The sequence below is a fragment of the Usitatibacter rugosus genome (assembly GCF_013003965.1).
Taxonomy (GTDB): domain Bacteria; phylum Pseudomonadota; class Gammaproteobacteria; order Burkholderiales; family Usitatibacteraceae; genus Usitatibacter; species Usitatibacter rugosus.
The window spans coordinates 157439-179050 of record NZ_CP053069.1; the positions used below are offsets into that span (position 1 = coordinate 157439).

Annotated in this window: 21 protein-coding genes; 9 read left to right on the forward strand and 12 right to left on the reverse strand. The window is 65.6% G+C overall.

Going from position 1 to position 21612, the window contains the following annotated elements:
- Position 1: 1 nt before the first annotated feature.
- From holA to leuS, 3 genes are read right to left on the reverse strand one after another with little or no spacing between them, the layout of a single operon-like run.
- Positions 2–1006 carry a DNA polymerase III subunit delta gene (gene holA, locus DSM104443_RS00740; protein ID WP_171088810.1) on the reverse strand — a complete coding sequence of 335 codons (1005 nt, stop codon included), beginning with the start codon at positions 1004–1006 and terminating at the stop codon, positions 2–4.
- Positions 1003–1494 carry an LPS-assembly lipoprotein LptE gene (locus tag DSM104443_RS00745; protein ID WP_171088811.1) on the reverse strand — a complete coding sequence of 164 codons (492 nt, stop codon included), beginning with the start codon at positions 1492–1494 and terminating at the stop codon, positions 1003–1005. Before DSM104443_RS00745 ends, holA begins: the two co-directional genes overlap by 4 nt.
- Complete coding sequence (leuS, locus tag DSM104443_RS00750; RefSeq protein WP_171088812.1) at positions 1487–4117, reverse strand: leucine--tRNA ligase; 2631 nt, start codon at positions 4115–4117, stop codon at positions 1487–1489. Before leuS ends, DSM104443_RS00745 begins: the two co-directional genes overlap by 8 nt.
- Positions 4118–4184: 67 nt before the next feature.
- Here leuS and DSM104443_RS00755 point away from each other — a divergent pair, with 67 nt between their 5' ends.
- On the forward strand, positions 4185–4820 hold the full coding sequence (locus DSM104443_RS00755; protein ID WP_171088813.1) for a FecR family protein: 636 nt from the start codon (positions 4185–4187) through the stop codon (positions 4818–4820).
- A gap of 148 nt (positions 4821–4968) precedes the next feature.
- Entirely contained in the window at positions 4969–7800 is a 2832-nt protein-coding gene (locus tag DSM104443_RS00765) for a UvrD-helicase domain-containing protein (protein ID WP_246232432.1), read from the forward strand.
- Here the strand turns inward: DSM104443_RS00765 and DSM104443_RS00770 are convergent.
- The 4 genes from DSM104443_RS00770 to DSM104443_RS00785 are packed head-to-tail and all read right to left on the reverse strand — an operon-like array spanning position 7787 to position 10621.
- Positions 7787–8536: a BPSS1780 family membrane protein gene (locus DSM104443_RS00770; protein ID WP_171088814.1), complete on the reverse strand. Its 750-nt coding sequence runs from the start codon at positions 8534–8536 to the stop codon at positions 7787–7789. The two genes, DSM104443_RS00765 and DSM104443_RS00770, sit on opposite strands and share 14 nt — an antisense overlap.
- Entirely contained in the window at positions 8533–9480 is a 948-nt protein-coding gene (locus DSM104443_RS00775; RefSeq protein WP_171088815.1) for a homoserine kinase, read from the reverse strand. The genes DSM104443_RS00770 and DSM104443_RS00775 overlap by 4 nt, the downstream gene beginning before the upstream one ends.
- A gap of 22 nt (positions 9481–9502) precedes the next feature.
- On the reverse strand, positions 9503–9856 hold the full coding sequence (locus DSM104443_RS00780; protein WP_171088816.1) for a DUF2782 domain-containing protein: 354 nt from the start codon (positions 9854–9856) through the stop codon (positions 9503–9505).
- A gap of 36 nt (positions 9857–9892) precedes the next feature.
- Positions 9893–10621, reverse strand: coding sequence for an LOG family protein (locus DSM104443_RS00785; protein WP_171088817.1), 729 nt, complete (start codon positions 10619–10621; stop codon positions 9893–9895).
- 21 nt (positions 10622–10642) lie between these two features.
- On the opposite strand from DSM104443_RS00785, the gene polA reads away from it, so the two are divergent.
- The 7 genes from polA (at position 10643) to DSM104443_RS00820 (ending at position 18232) form a co-directional block, all read left to right on the forward strand.
- A complete protein-coding gene (polA, locus tag DSM104443_RS00790) occupies positions 10643–13468 on the forward strand; it encodes a DNA polymerase I (protein ID WP_171088818.1) in 2826 nt (941 codons plus the stop codon).
- Positions 13465–14214, forward strand: coding sequence for a class I SAM-dependent methyltransferase (locus DSM104443_RS00795; protein WP_171088819.1), 750 nt, complete (start codon positions 13465–13467; stop codon positions 14212–14214). The genes polA and DSM104443_RS00795 overlap by 4 nt, the downstream gene beginning before the upstream one ends.
- The gene (locus tag DSM104443_RS00800; protein WP_171088820.1) at positions 14204–15184 is read left to right on the forward strand and encodes an L-threonylcarbamoyladenylate synthase; all 981 of its coding nucleotides are present in this window, start codon (positions 14204–14206) and stop codon (positions 15182–15184) included. The genes DSM104443_RS00795 and DSM104443_RS00800 overlap by 11 nt, the downstream gene beginning before the upstream one ends.
- A 118-nt stretch (positions 15185–15302) precedes the next feature.
- A complete protein-coding gene (locus DSM104443_RS00805; RefSeq protein WP_171088821.1) occupies positions 15303–16295 on the forward strand; it encodes a macro domain-containing protein in 993 nt (330 codons plus the stop codon).
- 154 nt (positions 16296–16449) lie between these two features.
- Positions 16450–17277 (forward strand): DarT ssDNA thymidine ADP-ribosyltransferase family protein, encoded by an 828-nt coding sequence (locus tag DSM104443_RS00810; protein WP_246232434.1) that lies wholly within the window; start codon positions 16450–16452, stop codon positions 17275–17277.
- A gap of 95 nt (positions 17278–17372) precedes the next feature.
- Positions 17373–17906 (forward strand): YHS domain-containing (seleno)protein, encoded by a 534-nt coding sequence (locus DSM104443_RS00815; protein ID WP_212756860.1) that lies wholly within the window; start codon positions 17373–17375, stop codon positions 17904–17906.
- Positions 17903–18232 carry a DHCW motif cupin fold protein gene (locus DSM104443_RS00820; RefSeq protein WP_171088824.1) on the forward strand — a complete coding sequence of 110 codons (330 nt, stop codon included), beginning with the start codon at positions 17903–17905 and terminating at the stop codon, positions 18230–18232. Before DSM104443_RS00815 ends, DSM104443_RS00820 begins: the two co-directional genes overlap by 4 nt.
- 1 nt (position 18233) lies before the next feature.
- On the opposite strand, the gene DSM104443_RS00825 is transcribed toward DSM104443_RS00820, so the two are convergent.
- Genes DSM104443_RS00825 through DSM104443_RS00845 form a run of 5 tightly spaced genes read right to left on the reverse strand, consistent with a single transcriptional unit; the run spans position 18234 to position 21610 of the window.
- Entirely contained in the window at positions 18234–18659 is a 426-nt protein-coding gene (locus tag DSM104443_RS00825; protein WP_171088825.1) for a GFA family protein, read from the reverse strand.
- Positions 18659–19789 carry an ABC transporter substrate-binding protein gene (locus tag DSM104443_RS00830; protein WP_171088826.1) on the reverse strand — a complete coding sequence of 377 codons (1131 nt, stop codon included), beginning with the start codon at positions 19787–19789 and terminating at the stop codon, positions 18659–18661. Before DSM104443_RS00830 ends, DSM104443_RS00825 begins: the two co-directional genes overlap by 1 nt.
- Positions 19790–19817: 28 nt before the next feature.
- Positions 19818–20069, reverse strand: a complete 252-nt coding sequence (locus DSM104443_RS00835) for a hypothetical protein (RefSeq protein WP_171088827.1) — start codon at positions 20067–20069, stop codon at positions 19818–19820.
- A 32-nt stretch (positions 20070–20101) separates the two neighbouring features.
- On the reverse strand, positions 20102–20863 hold the full coding sequence (locus DSM104443_RS00840) for an NRDE family protein (RefSeq protein WP_171088828.1): 762 nt from the start codon (positions 20861–20863) through the stop codon (positions 20102–20104).
- An 18-nt stretch (positions 20864–20881) separates the two neighbouring features.
- Positions 20882–21610 carry a CsgG/HfaB family protein gene (locus DSM104443_RS00845; RefSeq protein WP_171088829.1) on the reverse strand — a complete coding sequence of 243 codons (729 nt, stop codon included), beginning with the start codon at positions 21608–21610 and terminating at the stop codon, positions 20882–20884.
- Between the last annotated feature and the right edge of the window lie 2 nt (positions 21611–21612).

The following is a 21612-nucleotide window of genomic DNA, read 5'->3' on the forward strand; positions in this document are numbered from 1 at the left end:
TTCATGCGGCGAGGGAAGTCTTCATGACGGGCGCGCCGGCGAGGCCCAGCGACATCTCGAGCACGCTGTCCCATGGATCGCCGGTCTCGACGCCTTTGATCATGCGGTCGATCTTGTGGGCCCGCAAGAGTTCGCGCCCGAAGCTCGCGGCGTCGTGCTTGCGCGCGGTCTTCGCGAGGGCCTGCTGGCGCTCGGGCGGCATGAAGCGGCGCGGGCGCTGGCCGGCGGAGATCGTCATCATCAGGCGCAGCTCTTCGGAGAGCTGCCACAACAGCAGCGGCAGCGGTTCGCCCTCGGCCTCGAGGGAATCGACCACCTTGGCAATCTTCGCGCGATCCGCATCGTGGATCGCTTCCAGCAGGCCGTCGCGTTCGAAGCGAGAGACGTCGGTCACCGCCTCGCGGATCGATTCCAGCGACACCTCGCCCTCCGGAAGCAGCAAGGCGAGCTTCTCGACTTCCTGGCGCGCGGCGAGGAGGTTGCCTTCGACGCGGTCGGCGAGCCACTCGAGCGTTTCCACCGAGGCTTGCTGCTTCTGGCGCGCGAGGCGGGAAGCCAGCCAATCGGGCAATTCATCGCGCGTGACGGGCTTGGCCTCGATCACGGAGCCCGCGGCATCGAGTGCTTCGAACCAAGTGGACTTCAACTGCTGCCAGTCGAGCTCGGGCAGGAAGACGAGCGTCACCGTGTCGTCCGGCAGTTTCGAGGTGTACGCAACGATCGCCTTCGAGCCTTCGACGCCGGGCTTGCCCGTGGGAATGCGCAGCTCGAAGAGCTTGAGCGACGCGAAGAGCGAAAGGTTGGACGCCGACGCGGCGAGCTTGCCCCAGTCCGCGCCCGGCTCGGCGGTGAAGACCTCGCGCTCGGTGTAACCGGCGGCGCGCGCGGCATCGCGGATGCGGTCGGAAGCCTCGAGGGCGGCCAGCGCCTCGGGGCCGTGGATCACGTAGAGCGGGGCGAGCCCCTTCTTCAGCGACGCGTCGAGCGTGCGGATCGCGAGCTTCATTGCTCGCCCGCGCGGCGCACCGCGGAGATGCGGCGCAGCACCTGGCCCGTGGCCTCGGTCACCATGTCGCGGTAGAGCAGCGCTTCCTCCGCTTCCTTGGCCACCGGCGCCGTCTCGGAGTAGGTCACCACGCGGCGGATGTCGATCTCCGTGGGCGCGATGAGCGGCTCGTCCTTGCCGGGCACCTGCACGACGTATGTCACCAGCAGGCGAAGCTGGAACTCGTACACGCGGCCCGCGCCCGTGATCGTGAAGATCGTCTTCTCGCGGGTCTCGCTCGTGATGCGCAGGTGCGCCTCGGCCTCCGAGGGCGTCTTCGTCAAGCGCGTGGCGCTGCTGGCGAGCGTGCGCTTCACCTCGACGGCCACCTGCGAGGGCATGTCGTTCGAGACATAGAGCGACTTGAGGCCCGTGGGCGCATCGCCGCGCAGCGTGAAGCCGCAGTTCGCGAGCAGGATCGCGACGCTTGCCAGAAGGAGCCTAGACAACGACGTTCACCAGTTTTCCCGGCACAACGATCACCTTCTTGGGGGTCTGTCCGTTCAGAAATTTGATGACGGTTTCGTCGGCGAGTGCGACGCGTTCAATATCCTCGCGACTCGCGGAGGCCGGAACTTCGATGTGGGCTCGAAGCTTGCCGTTCACCTGCACGACGAGCTGCACCGTGTCCTGCACCAGCGCGGCAGGATCCACCGAAGGCCATGGCTGGTCGACCAGCTTCGTGCCGGGGCGCAGCTCGCCCCACAGCACCGTCGCGATGTGCGGGACGATCGGCGAGAGGAGCACGACGGCGCTCTCGAGCACCTCCTGCGAGACCGAGCGCGCGGCGGGAGTCCTGTCCTTCAGCGTGTCGTGCAGGTTCAGCAGCTCGCGGATCGCCGCGATCGCCGTGTTGAATTGCATGCGCCGGCCGTAGTCGTCGCCTACCTTGTCGATCGTCTTGTGCAACTTGAAACGCAAATCCTTGAGCTCTTTATTCAAACCTGCTTCGTAGCCCGCTTCAAGTGACAGGAAGAACCTCGGCACGACTCCGGCTGCAACGTGGTCATGCACCATCTTCCAGAGGCTGCGAAGGAACCGGAAGGAACCATCCACGCTGTCGTCGGACCAGAGCATCGTGTCCGTCGGCGGGTTGGCCTGCATCACGTAGAAGCGGGCGGTGTCGGCGCCGTACTTCTCGATCATGTCCTGCGGATCGACGCCGTTGCGCTTCGACTTGGACATCGTGCCGATGCCCTCGTACTCCACGGGCTTGCCGTCGGACTTGAGCGTAGCCCCGACGATCGTCTTGCCCTCCTTGTCGAAGACCGGCGTGATCTCCTCGGGCGCGAAGTACTCGATGCCGCCCTTGGCGCCGCGGCGCGAGTAGATGTGATTGAGCACCATGCCCTGCGTGAGCAGGTTCTGGAACGGCTCGTCCATCTTCACCAGGCCCATGTCGCGCATGGCCTTGGTCCAGAAGCGCGCGTAGAGCAGGTGGAGGATCGCGTGCTCGATGCCGCCGATGTACTGGTCCATCGGCATCCAGTAGTCGGTGCGCCCGTCCACCATCTTCGGGGCGCCGGGGCAGGCGTAGCGCATGAAATACCACGAAGAATCGACGAAGGTATCCATCGTGTCCGTCTCGCGCTTCGCATCCGCGTTGCACTTCGGGCACTTCACCTTCAGGAACGACTCGCACTTGTTGAGCGGGTTGCCGCTGCCGTCGGGCACGAGGTCCTCGGGCAGCTTCACCGGGAGCTGGTCGTCGGGAACGCCCACGTCGCCGCACTTCGGGCAATGGATGATCGGGATTGGCGTGCCCCAGTAGCGCTGGCGGGAGATACCCCAATCGCGCAGGCGGTACTGGATGCGCTTGGTGCCGAGGCCCATCGCCTCGAGGTCCTTCGACACCGCGTCGATCGACGCGACCTGCTCGAGCCCATCGTACTTGCCGGAATTCACGTTGCGTCCCGCGGCCTCGTACCAGGGCTGCCACGCGTCGGTCGAATAGGCCTGGCCGTTCACGTCGATCACGGGCTTGATCGGCAGGCCGTACTGCTTGGCGAACGCGAAGTCGCGCTCGTCGTGGCCCGGCACGGCCATCACCGCACCCTCGCCGTAGCCCATCAACACGTAGTTGCCGACCCAGACTTCGACCTTCTCTTTCGTGAAGGGGTGCAGCACGTGAAGCCCGGTGCGCATGCCCTTCTTCTCCATCGTGGCGAGCTCGGCTTCCTGCACGCCGCCCTGCTTGCACTCCTCGATGAAGGCGGCCAGCGCCGGATTGTCCTTCGCGGCTTCGGTGGCGAGCGGATGCTCCGCGGCCACGGCGGCGAAGGTGATGCCCATGATCGTATCGGCGCGCGTGGTGAAGACCTTGAGGCCTTTCTTGCCGTCCTTCATGCGCGCGGCGGTGGCCTCGTCGTAGGGCAGCGTGAATTCCACGCCCGACGAGCGGCCGATCCAGTTGCGCTGCATCTGCTTCACCTGCTCGGGCCAGCCCAGGCCGTCCAGCGAATCGACGAGCTCGTCGGCGTAGTCCGTGATCCGCATGTACCACATGGGGATCTCGCGTTTCTCGACCGTGGCGCCCGTGCGCCAGCCCTTGCCGTCGATCACCTGCTCGTTGGCGAGCACGGTCATGTCGACCGGATCCCAGTTCACCGTGCCGGTCTTCTTGTACGCGATGCCCTTTTCCCACAGGCGCAGGAAGAACCACTGGTTCCAGCGGTAGTACTCGGGCGAGCAGGTGGCGACTTCACGCGACCAGTCGATGGCCCAGCCCATCGCCTCGCACTGCTTCTTCATGTACGCGATGTTTTCCCACGTCCACTTCGCGGGCGGCACGCCGTTCTTCATCGCCGCGTTTTCCGCGGGCAGGCCGAAGGCGTCCCAGCCCATGGGGAAGAGCACGTTCATGCCCTTCATGCGCAGGTAGTGGTAGAGCGCGTCGTTGATCGTGTAGTTGCGAACATGCCCCATGTGCAGCTTGCCGGAGGGGTACGGGAGCATCGAGACGCAGTAGTACTTGGGCTTCGGGGAATCGTCGGGTGCGACGAAGGCCTTCGTACGGGCCCATTCGTCCTGCACCTTCGATTCGATCGCCTTCGGGTGGTATTGCGGTTCCATCCCGAAATTATACCGGGCCGCATCCGCCTTCCTCGGGGTTGCGTAATGGCTGCAGGAGGGAATTCACATGGACAAGGCAAGGCTGTGGCTCGCCATCGCGAGCATTGCGGCAGGACTCCCCGTGTTCGCGGCACCGGCGGTCGTCGTGGACGCCGTCCAGGCACCGGCCTGGGTCGAGCGCGGCGGGCAGCGCGTCGAAGTGAAGGCGGGAGATGAAGTGCGTGCGGGCGATCGCCTGCGCACCGGCGAGGAGGGGCGGCTGCGGCTCAAGCTCGCCGAGGGCAGCACCGTGAAGCTCGGCAAGCAGGCCAGCTTCGGCGTCGAGAAAGCGGAGGCGGGCGGTGTCTTTCGCGCAACTTTCACGGCCACGGCCGGAGCCTTCCGGTTCACGACCGATCCCTCCCGAAAAGGTGAGGGCCGGGACGTCGAAATCAAGACGCTCCACGTGACGGCGGGCGTGCGCGGCACCGACCTCTGGGGAAAGTCCACGCCGGAGCGGGAATTCATCGTGCTGATCGAGGGTCGGATCTCCGTGGGCGCGGCCGGGCAGCCGCCGGTCACGCTCTCCACGCCCCTCGATTTCTACGAGCGCACCGCCGCGGGAGCCGCCGGGGTGAAGCGGCTCGATCCGGCCACCCTGGCCGAGTACGCCCGGGAGACCGAGATGGGAACTTTTGCCGAGGTCCCGCGGTCTATCCGTTGAGCCTGCAATTCGGGCTCGGTTCTCCTTTGGATTGGGGTAACAACTTAAAGGGCGCCCGTTTTCGGCGCCCTTTTTTTTGTTCGAAATTCCGGGAGGTATTCCGCGGCCCGGCGTGAGAAAATAGCGCTGTTCGATCCTCCCGCATTCCATGCACGCCCTCGTTTCCGGACTCAACCCCGAGCAGCACCAGGCCGTCACCCTGCCGCGAGAATCCGCCCTCATCCTGGCGGGCGCCGGCAGCGGCAAGACGCGAGTGCTCACCACCCGAATCGCCTACCTGGTCCAGACCGGGCAGGTGAGCCCCGCGGGCATCCTGGCGGTCACCTTCACCAACAAGGCCGCCCGCGAGATGCTCACGCGCCTCTCGGCCATGCTGCCCATCAACACGCGCGGCATGTGGATCGGAACGTTCCACGGGCTGTGCAACCGCATGCTCCGCGCGCATTTCCGCGACGCGAGCCTGCCCCAGCTCTTCCAGATCCTCGATTCGGCCGACCAGCAGGCGCTGATCAAGCGCCTCGCCAAGGCGCAGGGCGTGGACGAAGAGAAATTCCCGCCCCGGCAGCTGCAGAACTTCATCAACAACTGCAAGGAAATGGGCCTGCGCGCCAACGCCGTCGAGGCGGGGGATGACTTCACGCGCAGGATGGTCGCGTTCTATGCCGACTACGACGCACAGTGCAACCGCGAAGGCGTGGTGGATTTCGCCGAGCTGTTGCTGCGCACCTACGAGCTCCTCACGAAGCACCTGAACCTCCTGCACCACTACCAGGAGCGCTTCAAGTACATCCTCGTCGACGAGTTCCAGGACACGAACAAGCTCCAGTACAAGTGGATCAAGCTGCTGGCCGGCACCAACGGCTGCGTCTTCGCGGTGGGCGACGACGACCAGTGCCTGGTCGAAGGCACGGCGGTCACGATGGCCGGCGGCGAATACAAGGCCATCGAGGACGTGCGCCCCGGTGATCGCGTGATGACCTGCCTCGCCGAAGGCGTGATGGGCGTGGCCAAGGTGGTCGGCGTGCACGCGAGCCGTGCGCGGAAGGACCTCGTGCGCATCACGCTTCGCGACGGGCGCACGCTCACCAGCACGCCGGAGCATGCCCACTTCGCGGGCTTCGTCGCCGTCGAGGAGACGCACGACGGCTTCACCGTGACCCGCACCGCGCGTGTTCGCCCCGGCGGTCCGGAGATGATCATCGAGCAGTCGATCGTTCCCGGCCTGGAGGAGGACGAAGTCGAGCTGCCCTTCGGCCAGCTCCTGGCCACGCAGGTCGTCCCCGGCATGTCGATGCTGGACGAGCACGGCGACTTCACCGTCGTGCAATCGGTCGACCGCATCGCGGGCCGCGGCCGCCTCGTGCACGACCTGGACGTCGAGCCCACGCACAACTTCGTCGCCAACGGCATCGTCACGCACAACTCGATCTACCGCTTCCGCGGCGCCGACGTCGGCAACATGAACGAGCTGGTGAAGGACTTCGGGATCTCGAGCGTCGTGAAGCTGGAGCAGAACTACCGCTCGCAGGGCCACATCCTCGACGCGGCCAATGCCGTCATCGCGCAGAACAAGGCGCGCCTCGGCAAGAACCTCTGGACCGCCGAGGGCAAGGGCGAACAGTTGCGCGTCTTCGCGGCCTCCAACGATCTCGAAGAGGCGCAGTTCGTCGTGGACGAGGTGAAGCAGCTCCACCGCGAAGGGACCAACCTCTCCGACATGGCGCTGCTCTATCGCTCCAACGCCCAGTCGCGCACGCTCGAACACGCGCTCTTCCGTGCCGGCATCTCGTACAAGGTCTACGGGGGCCTGAGGTTCTTCGAGCGCCAGGAAGTGAAGCACGCCCTCGCGTACCTGCGCCTCGCGGGCAACGGGGACGACGACACGGCCTTCACTCGCGTCGTGAACTTCCCCACGCGCGGCATCGGCTCGCGCAGCATCGAGCAGCTCCAGGAGATGGTGGAACGGGGCGTCGCGCCCAACCTGCTCAAGGCCGCGCGCACCGGCGCGATCGGCGGGCGCAGCGGTTCCGCGCTCGGGCAATTCGTCGCGATGATCGACGGCCTCACCGTCGCGAGCGAAACGCTCACGCTCCCGGAGCTGGTGGAGGAAATCCTCGAGCGCAGCAACTTGAAGAACCATTACGCCGCCGAGCGCGATGGGCAGGACCGCCTCGAGAACCTGACCGAGCTCGGGAACGCCGCGGCGCTCTTCGCGGAGGAGTTCGAGCACGGCGACACGCCGGCGGGAGAAGCCGCGGCCGACGTGCCGCCCACGGGCACGCACCAGCAGCAGGTGCTCGCCGCATTCCTCTCGCACGCGAGCCTGGAGGCGGGCGACCACGAAGCCACCGCGGGCCAGGATGCGCTGCAGCTGATGACGGTGCACTCGGCCAAGGGCCTGGAATTCTCGGCCGTGTTCGTCTCCGGCCTCGAGGAAGGGCTCTTCCCGCACGACAACAGCATGAACGAGGACGGCGGCATCGAGGAAGAGCGCCGCCTGATGTACGTGGCCATCACGCGGGCGCGGAAGCGCCTGTACATCACCTACGCCGGCAGCCGCATGCTGCACGGCCAGCCGCGCTACGGCATCGTCTCGCGCTTCATCGACGAGATCCCTCACGAGCTGTGCAAGTGGATCGTGCTGCCCGAGAAGAAGCAGTTCTTCACGCCGCAATCGTCCAAGTGGAGCGGAGGCTACGGCGGCGGACACGGCAGCGGGGAGCGCTGGTCCTCGGGCGGTGGGCGCGCACCGCAGGCCGATCCGGACCGCTATGCAACGGCTCCGAGAGCCGCGTTCGAGACCAAGCGTCCCGACGCGCACCCGTTCGCGATCGGCCAGAACGTGTCGCACGCGAAGTTCGGTGAGGGCGTCGTGCTGAATTTCGAGGGCCAGGGCCTGGACGCGCGTGTGCAGGTGCGCTTCCGCAACGAGGGCACCAAGTGGCTCGCCCTCCAGTACGCCAAGCTCACGCCGGCGTAGGCTCCCCGGGCTTCTCGAAGACGTCGGTGTAGCCGACGAAGGTGCTGATCGCCATCACCGGCACGGCCACCAGCAGCCCGAGATAGAGCGTGAGCGCCGAGAGCACCATGATGGCGGTGAGCACGAGCGCGTAGACGACCATCGCGCCCAGGTTCGAGAGCACCGCATAGATGCTCCAGCGCACCGCGTGCGCCGTGGGGATGCCGTGGAAGGCGATCACGGCCGGCGCGAACCACAGCGCGCTTCGCACCAGGGCCACGATCGCCAGGCACGCGAGCACGCCCCATTCCTTGCCCTTCAGCTGGGCCGGCAGCTCCTCGCGAGTGAGTGCCTGCCCGTCGGCGCCCGCGGGCAGCACGAACGTGGCCATGAGCAGCATCGCCGCCACGAAGGCGAAGAGCTCGATCGCCCCGATGCCCATCAACGAGCGCACGTTGCCCTTGAAGGCGAGGAAGAGGTCGCCCATCTCGGGGCGGCCGCCGGCCAATTGCTTGCGGGCGATGAGCGCGAAGCTCGCGAAGAACACCGGCTGCAGCAGGTAGGCCGCGGCCCAGCCGACCAGCGGCACGATCGACAGGCCCAGCGTGATCGCGATCCAGCCGAAGACGAGGCCGGTCCACGCGAGCGGGCGGCCGCGATACATCAGGAAAGCCTGCTTCAGCCACGCCGCGCCGCGCGCGGCTTTCACGTCGGCGACGTGGATCGGCGCCGTGCCGGCCGGCGGGGCCGCGCTCATGCCGCCGACTCTTGCAGCTCGCGGGCGTGCTCGATGTGGTGCACGAGCAGGCGGCGGGAGAACTCGTGGTCCTTGGGGATCGTCATGTGCGAATCGCGCGGGAAGTGGTTGTAGCCGATGCGGCCCAGCCACGTGCGCAGCGCCGCCCGGCGCAGCATCACCGGCCAGAGCTCGCGCTCGAGCTCGGTCAACGGGCGCAGCGTCTCGTAGCCGGCGATCAGCGCCTTGGCGCGCGCGGGATCGAGCGCCGCCTCGCGGGTCACGCACCAGTCGTTGGCGGTGATGGCGAGGTCGTAGAGCAGCACGTCGTCGCAGGCGAAGTAGAAGTCGATCACGCCGCCGCCCTGCTCGCCCCACAGCACGTTGTCGCGGAAGAGGTCGCCGTGGATGATGCTCTGCGGCAGCACGGAATCGTCGTGCATCGCCTGGTAGCGGTTCTCGGAGGCGATGAGGTCGTTCTCGGCGCGCGAGAGCCTGGGCGCCGCGACCTGCGCGAAATGCTCGCGCCATTCCTGGCCCTTGGCGTTGGCGAGGCCCGCGTCGTACTCGATGCTCGCGACGTGCATCGCCGCGAGGATGCGCCCGGTGGCGCGGCAATCGTCCGCGTCCGGATGCATGTGGGGCTCGCCTTCGAGGCGCGTGACGATCGCCGCGGCCTTGCCGTTCAGCTCGCCGACGAACGCACCGTCGTCCCGCTTCATCGGCGCGGGGCACAGGATGTCGTGCGTGGCGAGGTGGTCCATCAACCCCATGTAGAACGGCAGGTCCTCGCGCGGCACGCTCTCGAAGAGCGTGAGGACGTAGCGGCCCGTCGTGGTGGTCAGGAAGAAATTGCTGTTCTCGATGCCCTGGGCGATGCCTTCGAGGAGCTCGAGCTCGCCCAGCGTGTAGTGCTCGAGCAGCGCGGATGCGTCGGCATCCGTGACCGGCGTGTAGACCGACATGAAGAGGACCGGGTCGTGGGGTTCAGAATTCGAGCAGGACCCACTGCGGCACCGAGGTGTTCGGTGTCAGCGTGTGGTCCTGCCGGGTGAAGGTTCCGTCGCCCTTGTTGTCCATCAGCGTGTAGCCGGGGCCGTTCTTGGGCTTCACCTTCATCATGTAGAGCTTGCCCTTCACGCGGTACTCGGTGACCTCGTCCTCACCATCCATGCGCGTGGCCGTGGCGGGTGCGATGGCGAGATCGCGCGGCGTGGTTGCGGCGGGCATCGGCGGCGGCTCGTCGAGCGGCCGGGAGCCGGGCGGGGTGGGGCGGGGTTGCGATTGGGCCTGGGCCGCGAACGTCGCGGCGAGGAGCATCACGGCGAGCGGGAAACGCATGGCGTGCCTCTCTTCTTTCGAAAACCAGTCTAACACTTAGAGTGCGAGCTCGGCCTCGCGTTCCGAGGGAGAAGGAGTGAATCCGCGCGTCTGGTAGTGCTCGAAAATGGCGTCGACGACCTTCGCCGGATCGTCGATCACCTGGAAGAGCTCGAGGTCGCCGGGACTGATCATTCCCTGGGCTTCCAGCGTGCCGCGCATCCACTCCACGAGGCCGCCCCAGAACCCCGAGTGCACGAGGATGACGGGGACCTTGCGGATCTTCGCGGTCTGCACGAGCGTCAGCACCTCGGAGAGCTCGTCCAGCGTGCCGAAGCCGCCGGGCATCATCACGAACGCGGCCGAGAGCTTCACGAACATCACCTTCCGCGCGAAGAAGTGCTTGAACGTGGTGGACACGTCCTGGTAGGCATTCGCGCCCTGCTCGTGCGGCAGCTCGATGTTGAGCCCCACGCTCGGGCTCGGCCCCGCGAAGGCGCCCTTGTTCGCCGCCTCCATGATTCCGGGGCCACCGCCGGAGATGACGGAGAAGCCCGCATCCGAGAGCCGGCGCGCGACCTGCTCGGCGAGCACGTAGTACGGATGCTCGGGCGTGGTGCGCGCGCTGCCGAAGATCGTGACCGCGGGCTGCACCTCCTGCAGGCGCTCGGTCACGTTCACGAACTCTGCGATAATCTCGAGCATCCGCCACGATTCGCGCGCGGACGTCTGGGTCTTCTGGATGAGCTGCGGGTCGGAGAGCTTGGGAATCTTGTTGGAGAGCATGTCGGGACCTGCGGAAGTGAGATGACGGAAGCCCAAAAGACCATCCTGCTGGTCGACTTCTCCGGCTACCTGTATCGCGCGTTCTTCGCGATCAAGTCGATGACCAGCCCGGCGGGCGAGCCCACCAACGCCATCTACGGCGTGGTGAACATGCTTCGCAAGGCGAAGCAGGACTTTCCGTCCGATTATATCGCCTGCGTTCTCGATCCCAAGGGCAAGACCTTCCGCGACGAGATCTACGCCGACTACAAGGCCACGCGCTCGGCCATGCCCGAGGACCTCGCCTCGCAGATCGAGCCGCTGATCGAAACCATCGGTGCGTTGGGCTGGCCCATCGTCGTCGTCGACGGCGTCGAGGCCGACGACGTGATCGGCACCATCGCCGCGATGGCGCGCCGCGAAGGCTGGAAGACGATCATCTCCACCGGCGACAAGGACCTCACGCAGCTCGTGGACGAGCGCACGCTGTGGGTCAACACGATGTCCGGCGACCGCCTCGGCCCGGAAGGCGTGAAGGAAAAATTCGGCGTGCCACCCGAGCGGATCATCGATTACCTGGCGCTCGTCGGCGACACGGTGGACAACGTGCCCGGCGTCGACAAGGTCGGCCCGAAGACCGCGGCGAAGCTGATCCAGGAATACGGCTCGCTCGATGGGCTGATGGCCAACGCGGCGCAGGTGAAGGGTGCCGTCGGCGAGAACCTTCGCAAGGCGCTGGATTGGCTGCCCACCGCGAAGACGCTCGTCACCGTGAAATGCGACGTGGAGCTTCCGTTCGCGGTCGAGACGCTGGTCGAGCGCGACATCGATCGCGAGAAGCTCCTCGGCCTCTTCGAGCGCTTCGGCTTCCGCACGCTTCGCGACGCGATCCTCAAGACCGAAGATGCGCCGGAGAAAGGTGACGCCCCCGCACCGGCCGCCGATTCCGACGAGGCCAAGCGCGCCGCCGGCGCACGCGTACAGGAGAAGAAGGGCCGCAACTTCGCGATCCTCAATGCGGGCATCGACACGGTGGCCGACGCCGTGCCGTTCGTCGATACGCGCAACTACGAGACGATCCTCGACGGCGAGGCGCTCGAGCGCTGGGCGCGCAAGCTGGAAGCGGCGACGCTCGCGAGCGTCGATACCGAAACGACGAGCCTCGACCCCATGCTGGCCGAGATCGTGGGCATCTCGTTTTCCGCGGCGCCCGGCGAGGGCGCGTACATCCCGCTCACGCACCGTTATGCCGGCGCCCCGGACCAGCTCCCGATCGAGGGCGTGCTCGCGCGCCTGAAGCCATGGCTCGAGGATGCCTCGAAGGCCAAGGTGGGCCAGAACACCAAGTACGACCGCCAGGTGTTCGCGAGCTACGGCATCGCCACGCGCGGGTTCCTGCACGACACGCTGCTCGAGTCGTACGTCTTCCAGAGCCACCAGCGCCACGACATGGATGCGCTCGCCACGCGCTTCCTGGGCGCCTCCGGCCTGATGCAGTACACCGACGTCGCGGGCAAGGGTGCCTCGTCGATCCCCTTCGACCAGGTGGACATCGCGCGCGCCGCGGCCTACTCCGCCGAAGACGCCGACGTGACGCTGCAGATCCACGGCGCGCTCTGGCCGCGCGTGGAGGCCGACGCGAAGCTGAAGCGCATCTACGCGGACATCGAGATCCCCGTGTCGAGCGTGCTGCTCACGATGGAGCGGAACGGCGTGCTCATCGACGGGCAGCTCCTGGCGAAGCAGGGCCAGGAGCTCGGCCAGAAGATGCTGGACCTCGAGCGGAAGGCGCACGAGCTCGCGGGCGGGCCCTTCAACCTCGGCTCGCCGAAGCAGCTGGCCGAGATCCTCTTCGTGCGCATGGGACTGAAGGCGGTCAAGAAGACGCCGTCCGGTGCGCCGTCCACCGATGAGGAAGTCCTCGAGAAGCTCGCCGAAGACCATCCGCTCGCCCGCACGCTGCTCGACCATCGCTCGGTGTCGAAGCTGAAGAGCACCTACACCGACAAGCTGCCGCGCATGGTCCACCCGAAGACGGGGCGCGTGCACACCAACTACGCGCAGGCCGTCGCGGTGACCGGGCGCCTGTCGTCGAACGATCCGAACCTGCAGAACATCCCGGTGCGCACTACCGAGGGCCGGCGTATTCGCGAAGCGTTCGTGGCGCCCGCGGCCTCGAAGATCGTCTCCGCCGACTACTCGCAGATCGAGCTGCGGATCATGGCGCACCTCTCGGGCGACAAGAGCCTGATCGACGCCTTCTCGCGCGGCGAGGATATCCACCGCCACACCGCCGCGGAAGTGTTCGGTGCCACGACGGATGAAGTGACCTCCGAGCAGCGCCGCTACGCGAAGGTGATCAACTTCGGCCTCATCTACGGCATGAGCGCCTTCGGCCTCGCGGGCAACCTCGGCATCGAGCGCTCGGCCGCCGCGAGCTACATGGACAAGTACTTCGCGCGCTATCCAGGCGTGGCCCAGTACATGGACCGCACGCGGCAGGAGGCGAAGGAGCACGGCTACGTGGAGACCGTGTTCGGCCGCCGCTTGTGGCTCCCGGACATCAACTCGGGCAACGCGCCGCGACGGCAGGGCGCCGAGCGCCAGGCGATCAACGCGCCCATGCAGGGCACGGCCGCGGACCTCATCAAGCTCGCGATGATCGCGGTGCAGGGCTGGCTCGAGCGCGAGAAGCTCGCCACCAAGCTCGTGATGCAGGTGCACGACGAGCTGGTGCTGGAGGTTCCGGAGAACGAGCTCGATCGCGTGAAGCCGGAAGTCGAGAAGCTGATGATGGGTGTCGCCACACTCGACGTGCCGCTGGTGGTGGAGGCGGGGGTCGGCGACAACTGGGAGAAGGCGCATTGAGCGCCGCGCGGTTCGTCGACCATTTCTCGAAGCACTCGGATGTGTATGCGCAGTCGCGCCCGACCTATCCGGACTCGATCTTCCGTCGCCTGGCGGACCTCGCCCCGGCCCGCGAGCGCGCGTGGGACTGCGCCACCGGCAGCGGCCAGGCGGCGATCGGCCTCGCGCGCCACTTCGAGCACGTCGAGGCCACCGACGCGAGCGCGCAGCAGATCGGCAATGCGATCGCAACACCCGGCGTGACGTTCTCCGTGCAGCCGGCCGAGTCCACGACCTTCGCGGCGGGCAGCTTCGACGCGATCTGCGTCGCGCAGGCGCTGCACTGGTTCGACGTGGGGCGGTTCTATGCGGAGGCGAAGCGCGTGCTGCGTCCGCGCGGCCTGCTGCTCGTCGTCGGATACGATCGCTCCCGGTTCGAGCCGGCGATCGAGCCCGAGTTCGAGCGGATCGTGCTGGCGCCGCTTAAACCGCATTGGCCCCAGCAGAACAAGCTGCTGTGGGATGGCTACAAGGACCTTCCGTTTCCGTTCACGCCGGTCGACTTCCCGGCGACGGACATCGAGCTGGACTGGACGCTGGAACAGTTGCTGGGCTACGTGGCGTCGTGGAGCGCTACGCGGACGCTGCTCCCATCGCAGCCGGCCTATCTCGAGGAGATCGCTGCCGCGCTCGCGCCGCTCTGGGGCGACGGATCCCGCCGGGTCACGATGCCGCTGCACGTGAAGTGCGGCCGCCATGACGGATAGCGTCGCCGCCGCCGCGGCACGACTCGCGGCGGGAGAGCTCGTCGCGTTTCCGACGGAGACCGTCTACGGACTGGGCGCCGACGCCGCGAACCCGAAGGCCGTCGCGAAGATCTTCGCGCTGAAGGGCCGTCCCGCCGACCATCCGGTGATCGTGCATGTGGCCGATGCGGAAGCGCTCGACGACTGGGCGCGTGATGTTCCGGAGGGCGCACGCAAAGCCGCCGCGGCCTTCTGGCCGGGACCGCTCACGCTGATTCTCAGGAAGGCTGCACACGTCTCTCCCGCGGTCACCGGCGGCCAGGACAGCGTGGGCCTGCGGTGTCCCTCGCATCCCGTGGCGCAGGAATTGCTGCGCGCGTTCGCGAAGATGGGCAGCGGCGCGATCGCCGCACCTTCCGCCAACAAGTTCGGCCACGTGAGCCCGACCACGGCGCAGCACGTGCGCGACGAGTTCGGCCCCGATCTCCTGATTCTCGACGGCGGCGCGTGCGACGTCGGAATCGAATCGACGATCGTGGATCTGTCGCGCGGCACGCCGGTGCTCCTGCGCCCGGGCGCCATCACGCGCGAGCAGCTCGCGCATGCGCTCGGCGTGGAGCCGCGTGCTCCGGATGCCGATGCCCCGCGCGCCTCCGGAACCCTGGCGTCGCACTACGCGCCGCGCACGCCGCTGGAGCTGGTGGCCGAAGCGCAGCTCGAGCTTCGCGTGCGCGAGCTTGCCACCGCCGGCAAGCGCGTCGCGGTGCTTGCACGCGGTCCGGCGCGCGCTTCGGCCGCATTCGTCTGGCAGGCAGCCGCGGAGAACCCCGCCGCCTACGCACACGATCTGTACGCTTACCTGCGTTCACTCGATTCGAGCGGTGCCGACATCATCGCCGTGGAGGCACCGCCTGCGGACTTGGCATGGGACGCCGTGAACGACCGACTCGGGCGCGCGTCGAAAGCAGTGAATGAGTCGGACGAGCCATGAGTAACGAGACGCGAAGGAACAAATTATTAACAATCTGACTCAAGTGGGTTTTCAGCAGACATCTCAGGTCATACTTTGAACACTTTGAGTTAGATCAAGAGACATCGTAGAGGCACAGATGCTTACTTATGTCCGCGGCAACCTTTTTGATTCTCCAGCGCAGGTGTTGGTCAACACGGTCAACACCGTCGGTGTTATGGGGAAGGGAATTGCACTGACCTTCAAGTCCGTCTATCCGGAGATGTTCACGAAGTACGTGGCGCTTTGTGAAAGTAAGCAGTTCGACATCGGCAATCTATTTCTATACAAGACGCAAAATAAGTGGATTCTCAACTTCCCGACGAAAAAACACTGGAGGAACCCCTCAAAGTTGGAGTATATCGAGCGGGGTCTTCAGAAATTCGTTGACACGTATTCCGAACAAAACATCGTGAGCATTGCGTTCCCGCAGCTCGGTTGCGGCAACGGTGAACTGCTGTGGGAGGATGTGGAGCCCGTGATGCAGCGATATCTCCGGGCTCTCCCAATTAATGTTTTTGTATACCTCTACCAACGCGGCGGCGAGGTGGAACACCGGGATCTTGCTGGCATGCGTACTTGGTTGCGATCCGAGCCTGCTGCTCTCCCGTTCGATGAATTCTGGAGCGACATCAAGGATGTCGTTCGTACTAAGCCGCTGTTTCGCGAAGTCATATCCGAGGCGACGTTTTCGGCTTCAATCGTGCGATACGATCAGGAGGGTCTCTTGCTCTATCTCAAGGAACGTACTTGGGCAGAAGAGTTTAGAGATTCGGTGCGGGACTTCGTTAACCGAAAGCTGCGGACCTGGCGTCTGGTCTCTCCGCGAGCGGTGTTTGTTCCTGAGGACTCATTGCTCGAACTCTGGCAGGCCATCCGTTTCAATGGATTCTGCTACTCACAGACGATGCCGGTTGGTCTCGAAGAGCTAACCCCGTACGTCATCTCCCTGCTGCGGGAACTCCCCTATTTTCGATCCATTCAACTCTCGGCCAGTGACAAGAGTCCGGCGGTGGAACTGGGATTGCAGCTTCATGTGCCTGCCGCTAAGAATTCTTCCTCTGAGGTGACGGTGGAGATGGGCGCAGAGTGACGTGAAAGCTGACAGCGCCACGATCGAAGAATTTGTTCGTAGCTTGCCACTGCAGCCGTGGATCGCAGGGTCAGCGCGAGCGAAGTGGCCCCTCCATCTTTTCCGCGTAGATGACGTCCGTGCAATAGCGTCAATTTTGGAGCGAGGAGCGCTCTTGGCGCGAAATCGTGCGACTGCTTTGGGAATTTTGGGCCACGACGCGGCCAGCCCGGACGTAATGGGCCACTCTCCAGATTGGATTCGAGAGTTTGCCCGCCTGTACTTTCGCCCCCGCACGCCAACGGAATTTCGGAGCGAAGGATTTCGAGCGCAGACCGACATCAGTATGGGTGCGCATCGACCTATGCCGATTGTGATGGTCTTCGACGCGGTGCCAATACTGTGCGCAGATGGTACGCAGTTCACTGATGGCAACGCTGCTTCACACTCCGTTAGTCGAGGCAGCTCGGCCAAATTTCTCTCTTCGATTCCGTTCGAGAGGGTTCATCACGATGGCCCAATCTCAGAATCCCACAAGGCCGACATTGTGTTTCGTCGTTGCGCGGAAGTTTTGGTTCCCAATCAATTGGGACTAGAACACCTCAGACACATTCTTTGCCGAAGTCAGGCCGAACACGAAACGCTGCTCAACATCGTTTCTCCGGAAGTGCGCCGACGGTATGCAAGATTTGTTGGTGTCTCGACGAAGGTTCACTATAAATATTGGACATTTCTTGAATCGGTGTCGCTTGCGCCGGACCGCGCAACCTTTCGCTTCAACGCTGCGAGCCGCTCGCCCGGCCCGTTTCGAGCCCGTGTTCAGGTACGCGACCTTCAGGGGAAGAAACTTGGTGGCTGGGAGAATGAAAAATTTATGGCGAATGACACTCTGTCGCTAACTCATGGAAATATCGGCAATCCGATCAGGCAGAGGGTAACTCTGACATTGGATGGAGCGTTGGCTTTCGAGGGTGTTTTGGGGGACAGAGAGACCCTTCTCTAGCGGGTTTGTATTCATTGGAGGATTCGATGGCGTCCATAACAAACAGATTGTTGATTTTGTGTTTCGCCGTTCTTGGACTTTCAGGCTGCGCGCCGATGTTCACGCAAAGCCCGGGTGAAGGTCTCTCGCCGGTGAACGCCGTTTCCGAGGGCGAGGACAAGCACCTCTTCCTCTTCGGCTACGACGTCGTGAATTACTTCACCGACAACACGCACAAGGCGGGCGACCCGGCGATCAAGAGCGTCTACAAGGGCGTCACGTTCCGCTTCGCGACCGCCGAGCACAAGAAGATGTTCGACATGGCGCCGGAGAAATTCATCCCGCAGTTCGGCGGCTACTGCACCAACGGCATCGTCTACGGCATCCCCTGGGGCGGCAATGCCAACTCGTGGGCGATGATCGACGGGAAGGTCTACATCTTCGGCGGCCAGGGCGCGAAGGACGCGTTCCTGCTCGACCCGAAGGGCAACATGGCGCTCGCCAACAAGTACTGGAGCGAGGAGATGAACGGCTCGAACGCTTTCTGGCAGCGCTCGAAGCGGATGGTGTTCCGCGTGCCGCACTACAAGACCAGCGAGGCGCTCGCCGCCGAGGTCGCGAAGGCGAAGGCCGAAGGCAAGCTGTTGTGAAGCTCGCCGACATCCCGTTCTGCGTCACGGACTGGAGCACGGTGGAGGCCACGCGCCACGCCGGGGAAGAGGGCGAAGCCACGTGGCGCACGCAGAATTTCGGCGACATCCGCGTGCGCATGGTGGAGTACTCGCGCGGCTACCGCTCCGACCACTGGTGCGAGAAGGGCCACCTGCTGCTCTGCCTGGAGGGCGAGCTGCACACGAAGCTCGCGGATGGCCGGACGATGGTGCTGGGGCCCGGCATGAGCTACCAGGTGGCCGACGGGGCCGAGCCGCATCGCTCGAGCGCCCCTCGGGGTGCCCGCCTCTACATCGTCGACTGATTCAGCCGCCGACGAACTTCACGTCGTAGACCCAGTTGCGCTGCCGACGCGCGAGGCGGTCCGCGGCATGCTCGCCCTCGAAATCCGCGGGCAGCTTGCGGATGCGAAGGTCCTGCGCGGCATCGAAGGCATTCGCGCTCACGATGCCGTAGAGGTGGCCTTCGATCGTGCTGGTGACCACCGGCACGATGCCGCAGCGCTTGCACACGTGGAAATCCGCCGTGGCGGTGCCGAACGCATAGCGGGAGACCTGATCCGGATCCTTCACGGTGACCTCGATCGAGGCCTTGGGGTGCGACGTCCACACGCCGCCGTGCTTGGCGCAGAAAGAGCAGCTGCAAATGCGCGCGGGGATCTCGGTGGAGTCCTCCGGCCAGTCGAAGCGGAACGCGATGTTCCCGCAGTGACAGCCGCCCGCGATGCGCATCAACGCACCAGCTTGCCTTCGCGCCCGATCATCGTGATCTCCACGAAGTCGCTGCCGTTGTGGCTCGTCGGGGAGAAGGCCATCTTCATGCCGCCGAAGTCGCGCTGCATCTTCTCCATCCCCGCGACGAGGCTCTCGCGCGTGAGGTTCTTGCCCCCGGCCTGCAGCCCTTCCACGAGCGTCTTGGCGTAGATGTAGCCCTCGACGCCGGCGTGCGAGAAGTCCTTCACGCCCTTCGGGATCACGAGGTCCTGGTATTCGCGCACCACCTGGTTGGTGCGGTCCTGCGGATACGGAACCACCTGCGTGACGATGACGCCGCGCGACTTGTCGCCGATCGACTTGTAGAGCGCGTCGGCCGCGACGATGGAGAGCGCGAAGAGCTGCGTCTTCTGGCCGGTCTTCGCATAGGCCGCGATCACGTCCGGTGCGGGGCCGGAGAGCGTGAGCGCGAGGACGGCGGCGGGCTTCGTGTCCGCGACCTTCTTCACCGCGGCGTCGATGTCCGACTTGTCCTCCTTGTGCCCGGCGACGCCGGCCAGCTCGAGGTTGTTGGCCTTGATCGATTCCTGCGCTGTCTTGAGCGCTTCCTTGCCGAAGCCGTTATCGACATACACGATGCCCACGCGGGTGGTGTATGAGTCCTTCAGGTGGACCATCATGCGGCGGATCTCGTCGCCGTAGCCCGCCTTGAGGTTGAAGAGCATCGGGTTCTTCTTCAGGAAGAACGCATCGGCGCCGGACGTGGAGGCGATGAGCGGGATGCCTTTCTCGGTGAGCGTGGGCAGCGCGGCGGCCGTGTTGCCCGTGCCGGAGACCGCCCACATCGCGAACACGCCTTCCTTCTCGAAGACCTTGAGGTTCTCCTTGGTCTTGTCGGGCTTGTTGGCGCTGTCGATGCGCAGGATGCGGATCTTGCGGCCGTGCACGCCGCCGGCGGCGTTCACCTTCTCGAAGTACGCGTCGGCGGCCTGGTTGAGCGGCTTCATGCGCACGGCGATGGCACCGGTCAGGTCCACGTCCTGGCCGATGAGGATTTCCTTGTCCGTGACGCCGGGGGCGGCGGCCTGCGCTGTCAGTGCGAGCGCAAACGCTGCCACCGCCGCGAGGGCGAGCTTGCCGTGATTCATCGGTGCACCTCCAAGCGAGTGCGACGGACTACTTTTCGGTCGCGATAAGCTTCTTTAACGCGGCCGCGTATTTCGCGTTGTCGAAGTCGCGGCCTGCGGACAGCATTTCCTGCATCTCGTCGCGGACGACGGTGGCCACCAGCTGCTTCGCCTCGCCGGGCGAACGGCCCTTGCCGACCAGCGTATCCACCGCGGCTTTCGTATCGGGTGGATCCCCGCTCGCCACGTGGTCCTCGACCACCTGGATGTACGGGTTCTTGACGGTCTTTTCGGTATCCATCGCTTCTCCCCAGACGCGGGTGACACTGGGAATCATGATACGCGGAAGGAGGCGTTTCGGACGGCGGAATCCCCCCCGGCGGCGTCCAGGGTGCGTTCCTCCCAGGTGACGAGTCCGGCCCGGGAAACGGTGAGGACCGTCGACGACCGGGTGCCGTATTCCTCGCCGGTAATCAGGGCCGGAGCCAGCCGGCGCTCCCAGGCGATGCCGACGCCGGTGTCGGGAAGCTCGCCATCTGAAGCGACGTTCCTATCCGAGAGCAGCGCGAACAGGCGCGGCGCGGGCTTCGGGTCGCCCCGTGCGGCTTCCATCGCCAGCCGGGCGCGCGTGACCTTGGGCCACGGCTCGTCCAGGAGATGGTTGGAAAGGCCGTGCACGCCGGGTTCGATGTCGCGCGCCGTCGATTCACGGCTGCCGAAGTAGGCGAGCGACTTTCCGTCGCCCACGATGAGGTTGAAGCCGTTGAACTGCGGAGCGCGCGGCACGAGGCTCGCGAGGTAGTCGTGCGGCGACGAGTCGGCGAGCAGGAAGTCGGCCACGAGGTTGCCGCGCGAGAGCGCCGTCGTGCGCTTGTCCGACGGATCGCGGAAGTTCGTCACCGCCGCGAAGCGCCCGCCCTTCGTGATGCCCATCCAGGTTCCACCGGCGCGAAGGTCGCGGCCCGCGAGGATTTCCGGATGATCCTTCCACCATCCCGAAGCCTCGGTCGGCCGCTCGCGCCATTCGTCGCGATTCGCGGCGACGACGAGGGAAAACTCCGGATGCGACTGCCAGGCGAGGGCGATGAGGCACATGCCTCCGAGTGTATCGCCCTAGTCTTCTTCCCACGAGGAGCGGCGCTGCGAGAGCTCCACGACCGCGAGCTCGATCAGCTCGCGCAGCGCGCGGTCGATCGATTCGCGCTTCGAGCCCTGCGCGTTCACGTCCGGCGTGAGGCCGCCGGTGTTGACGCCCTTGCGGCTCGCGATCGTGTCCAGCAGCGAGCCCACGCCGCTCACGCTCGAGCCCGAGGCATCGAGCTTCTTGCGGACGTTGATGGAGTCGAGCACCTCGCCCGTCTGCACCGAGAGCACGCGAATGTCCATGCCGAGCTCGTCCTGCGAAGCGGACTGGCCGATCTGCATGCCGCCGATCGAGAAGCCGCTCGAGGATTGCGACGTCTGCGCGGCGAGCTCCGTGATCGAGGCCTCGAACACGTAGCCCGCGCCCTTGAGCTGCTTCGTGGCGCCGTCGCCCGTGGTGACGCCCGAGGCGTTGAGCTCGCGCTCGCGGCCCACGCCCTCGGCGAGGCGGTTCCTCTCGACCACGCGCCACTGCCGGCTCTTCACGAGCGCGGTGGTGAACATCGCCGTCGTCCCGCGGGCGTCGATCTCGCCCACGTTCGACTTCACCTCGTAAACGGTCACGTAGGGGCGCGTCGGAGCCTTCTCCATCTTCTCCAGGCGCTGCGTGCTCTTCGATCGGTCGACCTTCGCGTCGGCCGCGTGGGCGGCGGGCACGAGGGCCAGCGTGGTTGCAACGGCCAGCAGGACGATCTTCATCG

What these genes read in the sequence shown, in the direction of transcription:
- holA (WP_171088810.1), bottom strand. Translation starts at nt 1,006, where the DNA reads ATGAAGCTCGCGATCCGCACGCTCGACGCGTCGCTGAAGAAGGGGCTC.
- leuS (WP_171088812.1), bottom strand. Translation starts at nt 4,117, where the DNA reads ATGGAACCGCAATACCACCCGAAGGCGATCGAATCGAAGGTGCAGGAC.
- DSM104443_RS00755 (WP_171088813.1), top strand. Translation starts at nt 4,185, where the DNA reads ATGGACAAGGCAAGGCTGTGGCTCGCCATCGCGAGCATTGCGGCAGGA.
- DSM104443_RS00765 (WP_246232432.1), top strand. Translation starts at nt 4,969, where the DNA reads ATGCACGCCCTCGTTTCCGGACTCAACCCCGAGCAGCACCAGGCCGTC.
- DSM104443_RS00770 (WP_171088814.1), bottom strand. Translation starts at nt 8,536, where the DNA reads ATGAGCGCGGCCCCGCCGGCCGGCACGGCGCCGATCCACGTCGCCGAC.
- DSM104443_RS00775 (WP_171088815.1), bottom strand. Translation starts at nt 9,480, where the DNA reads ATGTCGGTCTACACGCCGGTCACGGATGCCGACGCATCCGCGCTGCTC.
- DSM104443_RS00780 (WP_171088816.1), bottom strand. Translation starts at nt 9,856, where the DNA reads ATGCGTTTCCCGCTCGCCGTGATGCTCCTCGCCGCGACGTTCGCGGCC.
- DSM104443_RS00785 (WP_171088817.1), bottom strand. Translation starts at nt 10,621, where the DNA reads ATGCTCTCCAACAAGATTCCCAAGCTCTCCGACCCGCAGCTCATCCAG.
- polA (WP_171088818.1), top strand. Translation starts at nt 10,643, where the DNA reads ATGACGGAAGCCCAAAAGACCATCCTGCTGGTCGACTTCTCCGGCTAC.
- DSM104443_RS00800 (WP_171088820.1), top strand. Translation starts at nt 14,204, where the DNA reads ATGACGGATAGCGTCGCCGCCGCCGCGGCACGACTCGCGGCGGGAGAG.
- DSM104443_RS00805 (WP_171088821.1), top strand. Translation starts at nt 15,303, where the DNA reads ATGCTTACTTATGTCCGCGGCAACCTTTTTGATTCTCCAGCGCAGGTG.
- DSM104443_RS00815 (WP_212756860.1), top strand. Translation starts at nt 17,373, where the DNA reads ATGTTCACGCAAAGCCCGGGTGAAGGTCTCTCGCCGGTGAACGCCGTT.
- DSM104443_RS00825 (WP_171088825.1), bottom strand. Translation starts at nt 18,659, where the DNA reads ATGCGCATCGCGGGCGGCTGTCACTGCGGGAACATCGCGTTCCGCTTC.
- DSM104443_RS00830 (WP_171088826.1), bottom strand. Translation starts at nt 19,789, where the DNA reads ATGAATCACGGCAAGCTCGCCCTCGCGGCGGTGGCAGCGTTTGCGCTC.
- DSM104443_RS00835 (WP_171088827.1), bottom strand. Translation starts at nt 20,069, where the DNA reads ATGGATACCGAAAAGACCGTCAAGAACCCGTACATCCAGGTGGTCGAG.
- DSM104443_RS00840 (WP_171088828.1), bottom strand. Translation starts at nt 20,863, where the DNA reads ATGTGCCTCATCGCCCTCGCCTGGCAGTCGCATCCGGAGTTTTCCCTC.
- DSM104443_RS00845 (WP_171088829.1), bottom strand. Translation starts at nt 21,610, where the DNA reads ATGAAGATCGTCCTGCTGGCCGTTGCAACCACGCTGGCCCTCGTGCCC.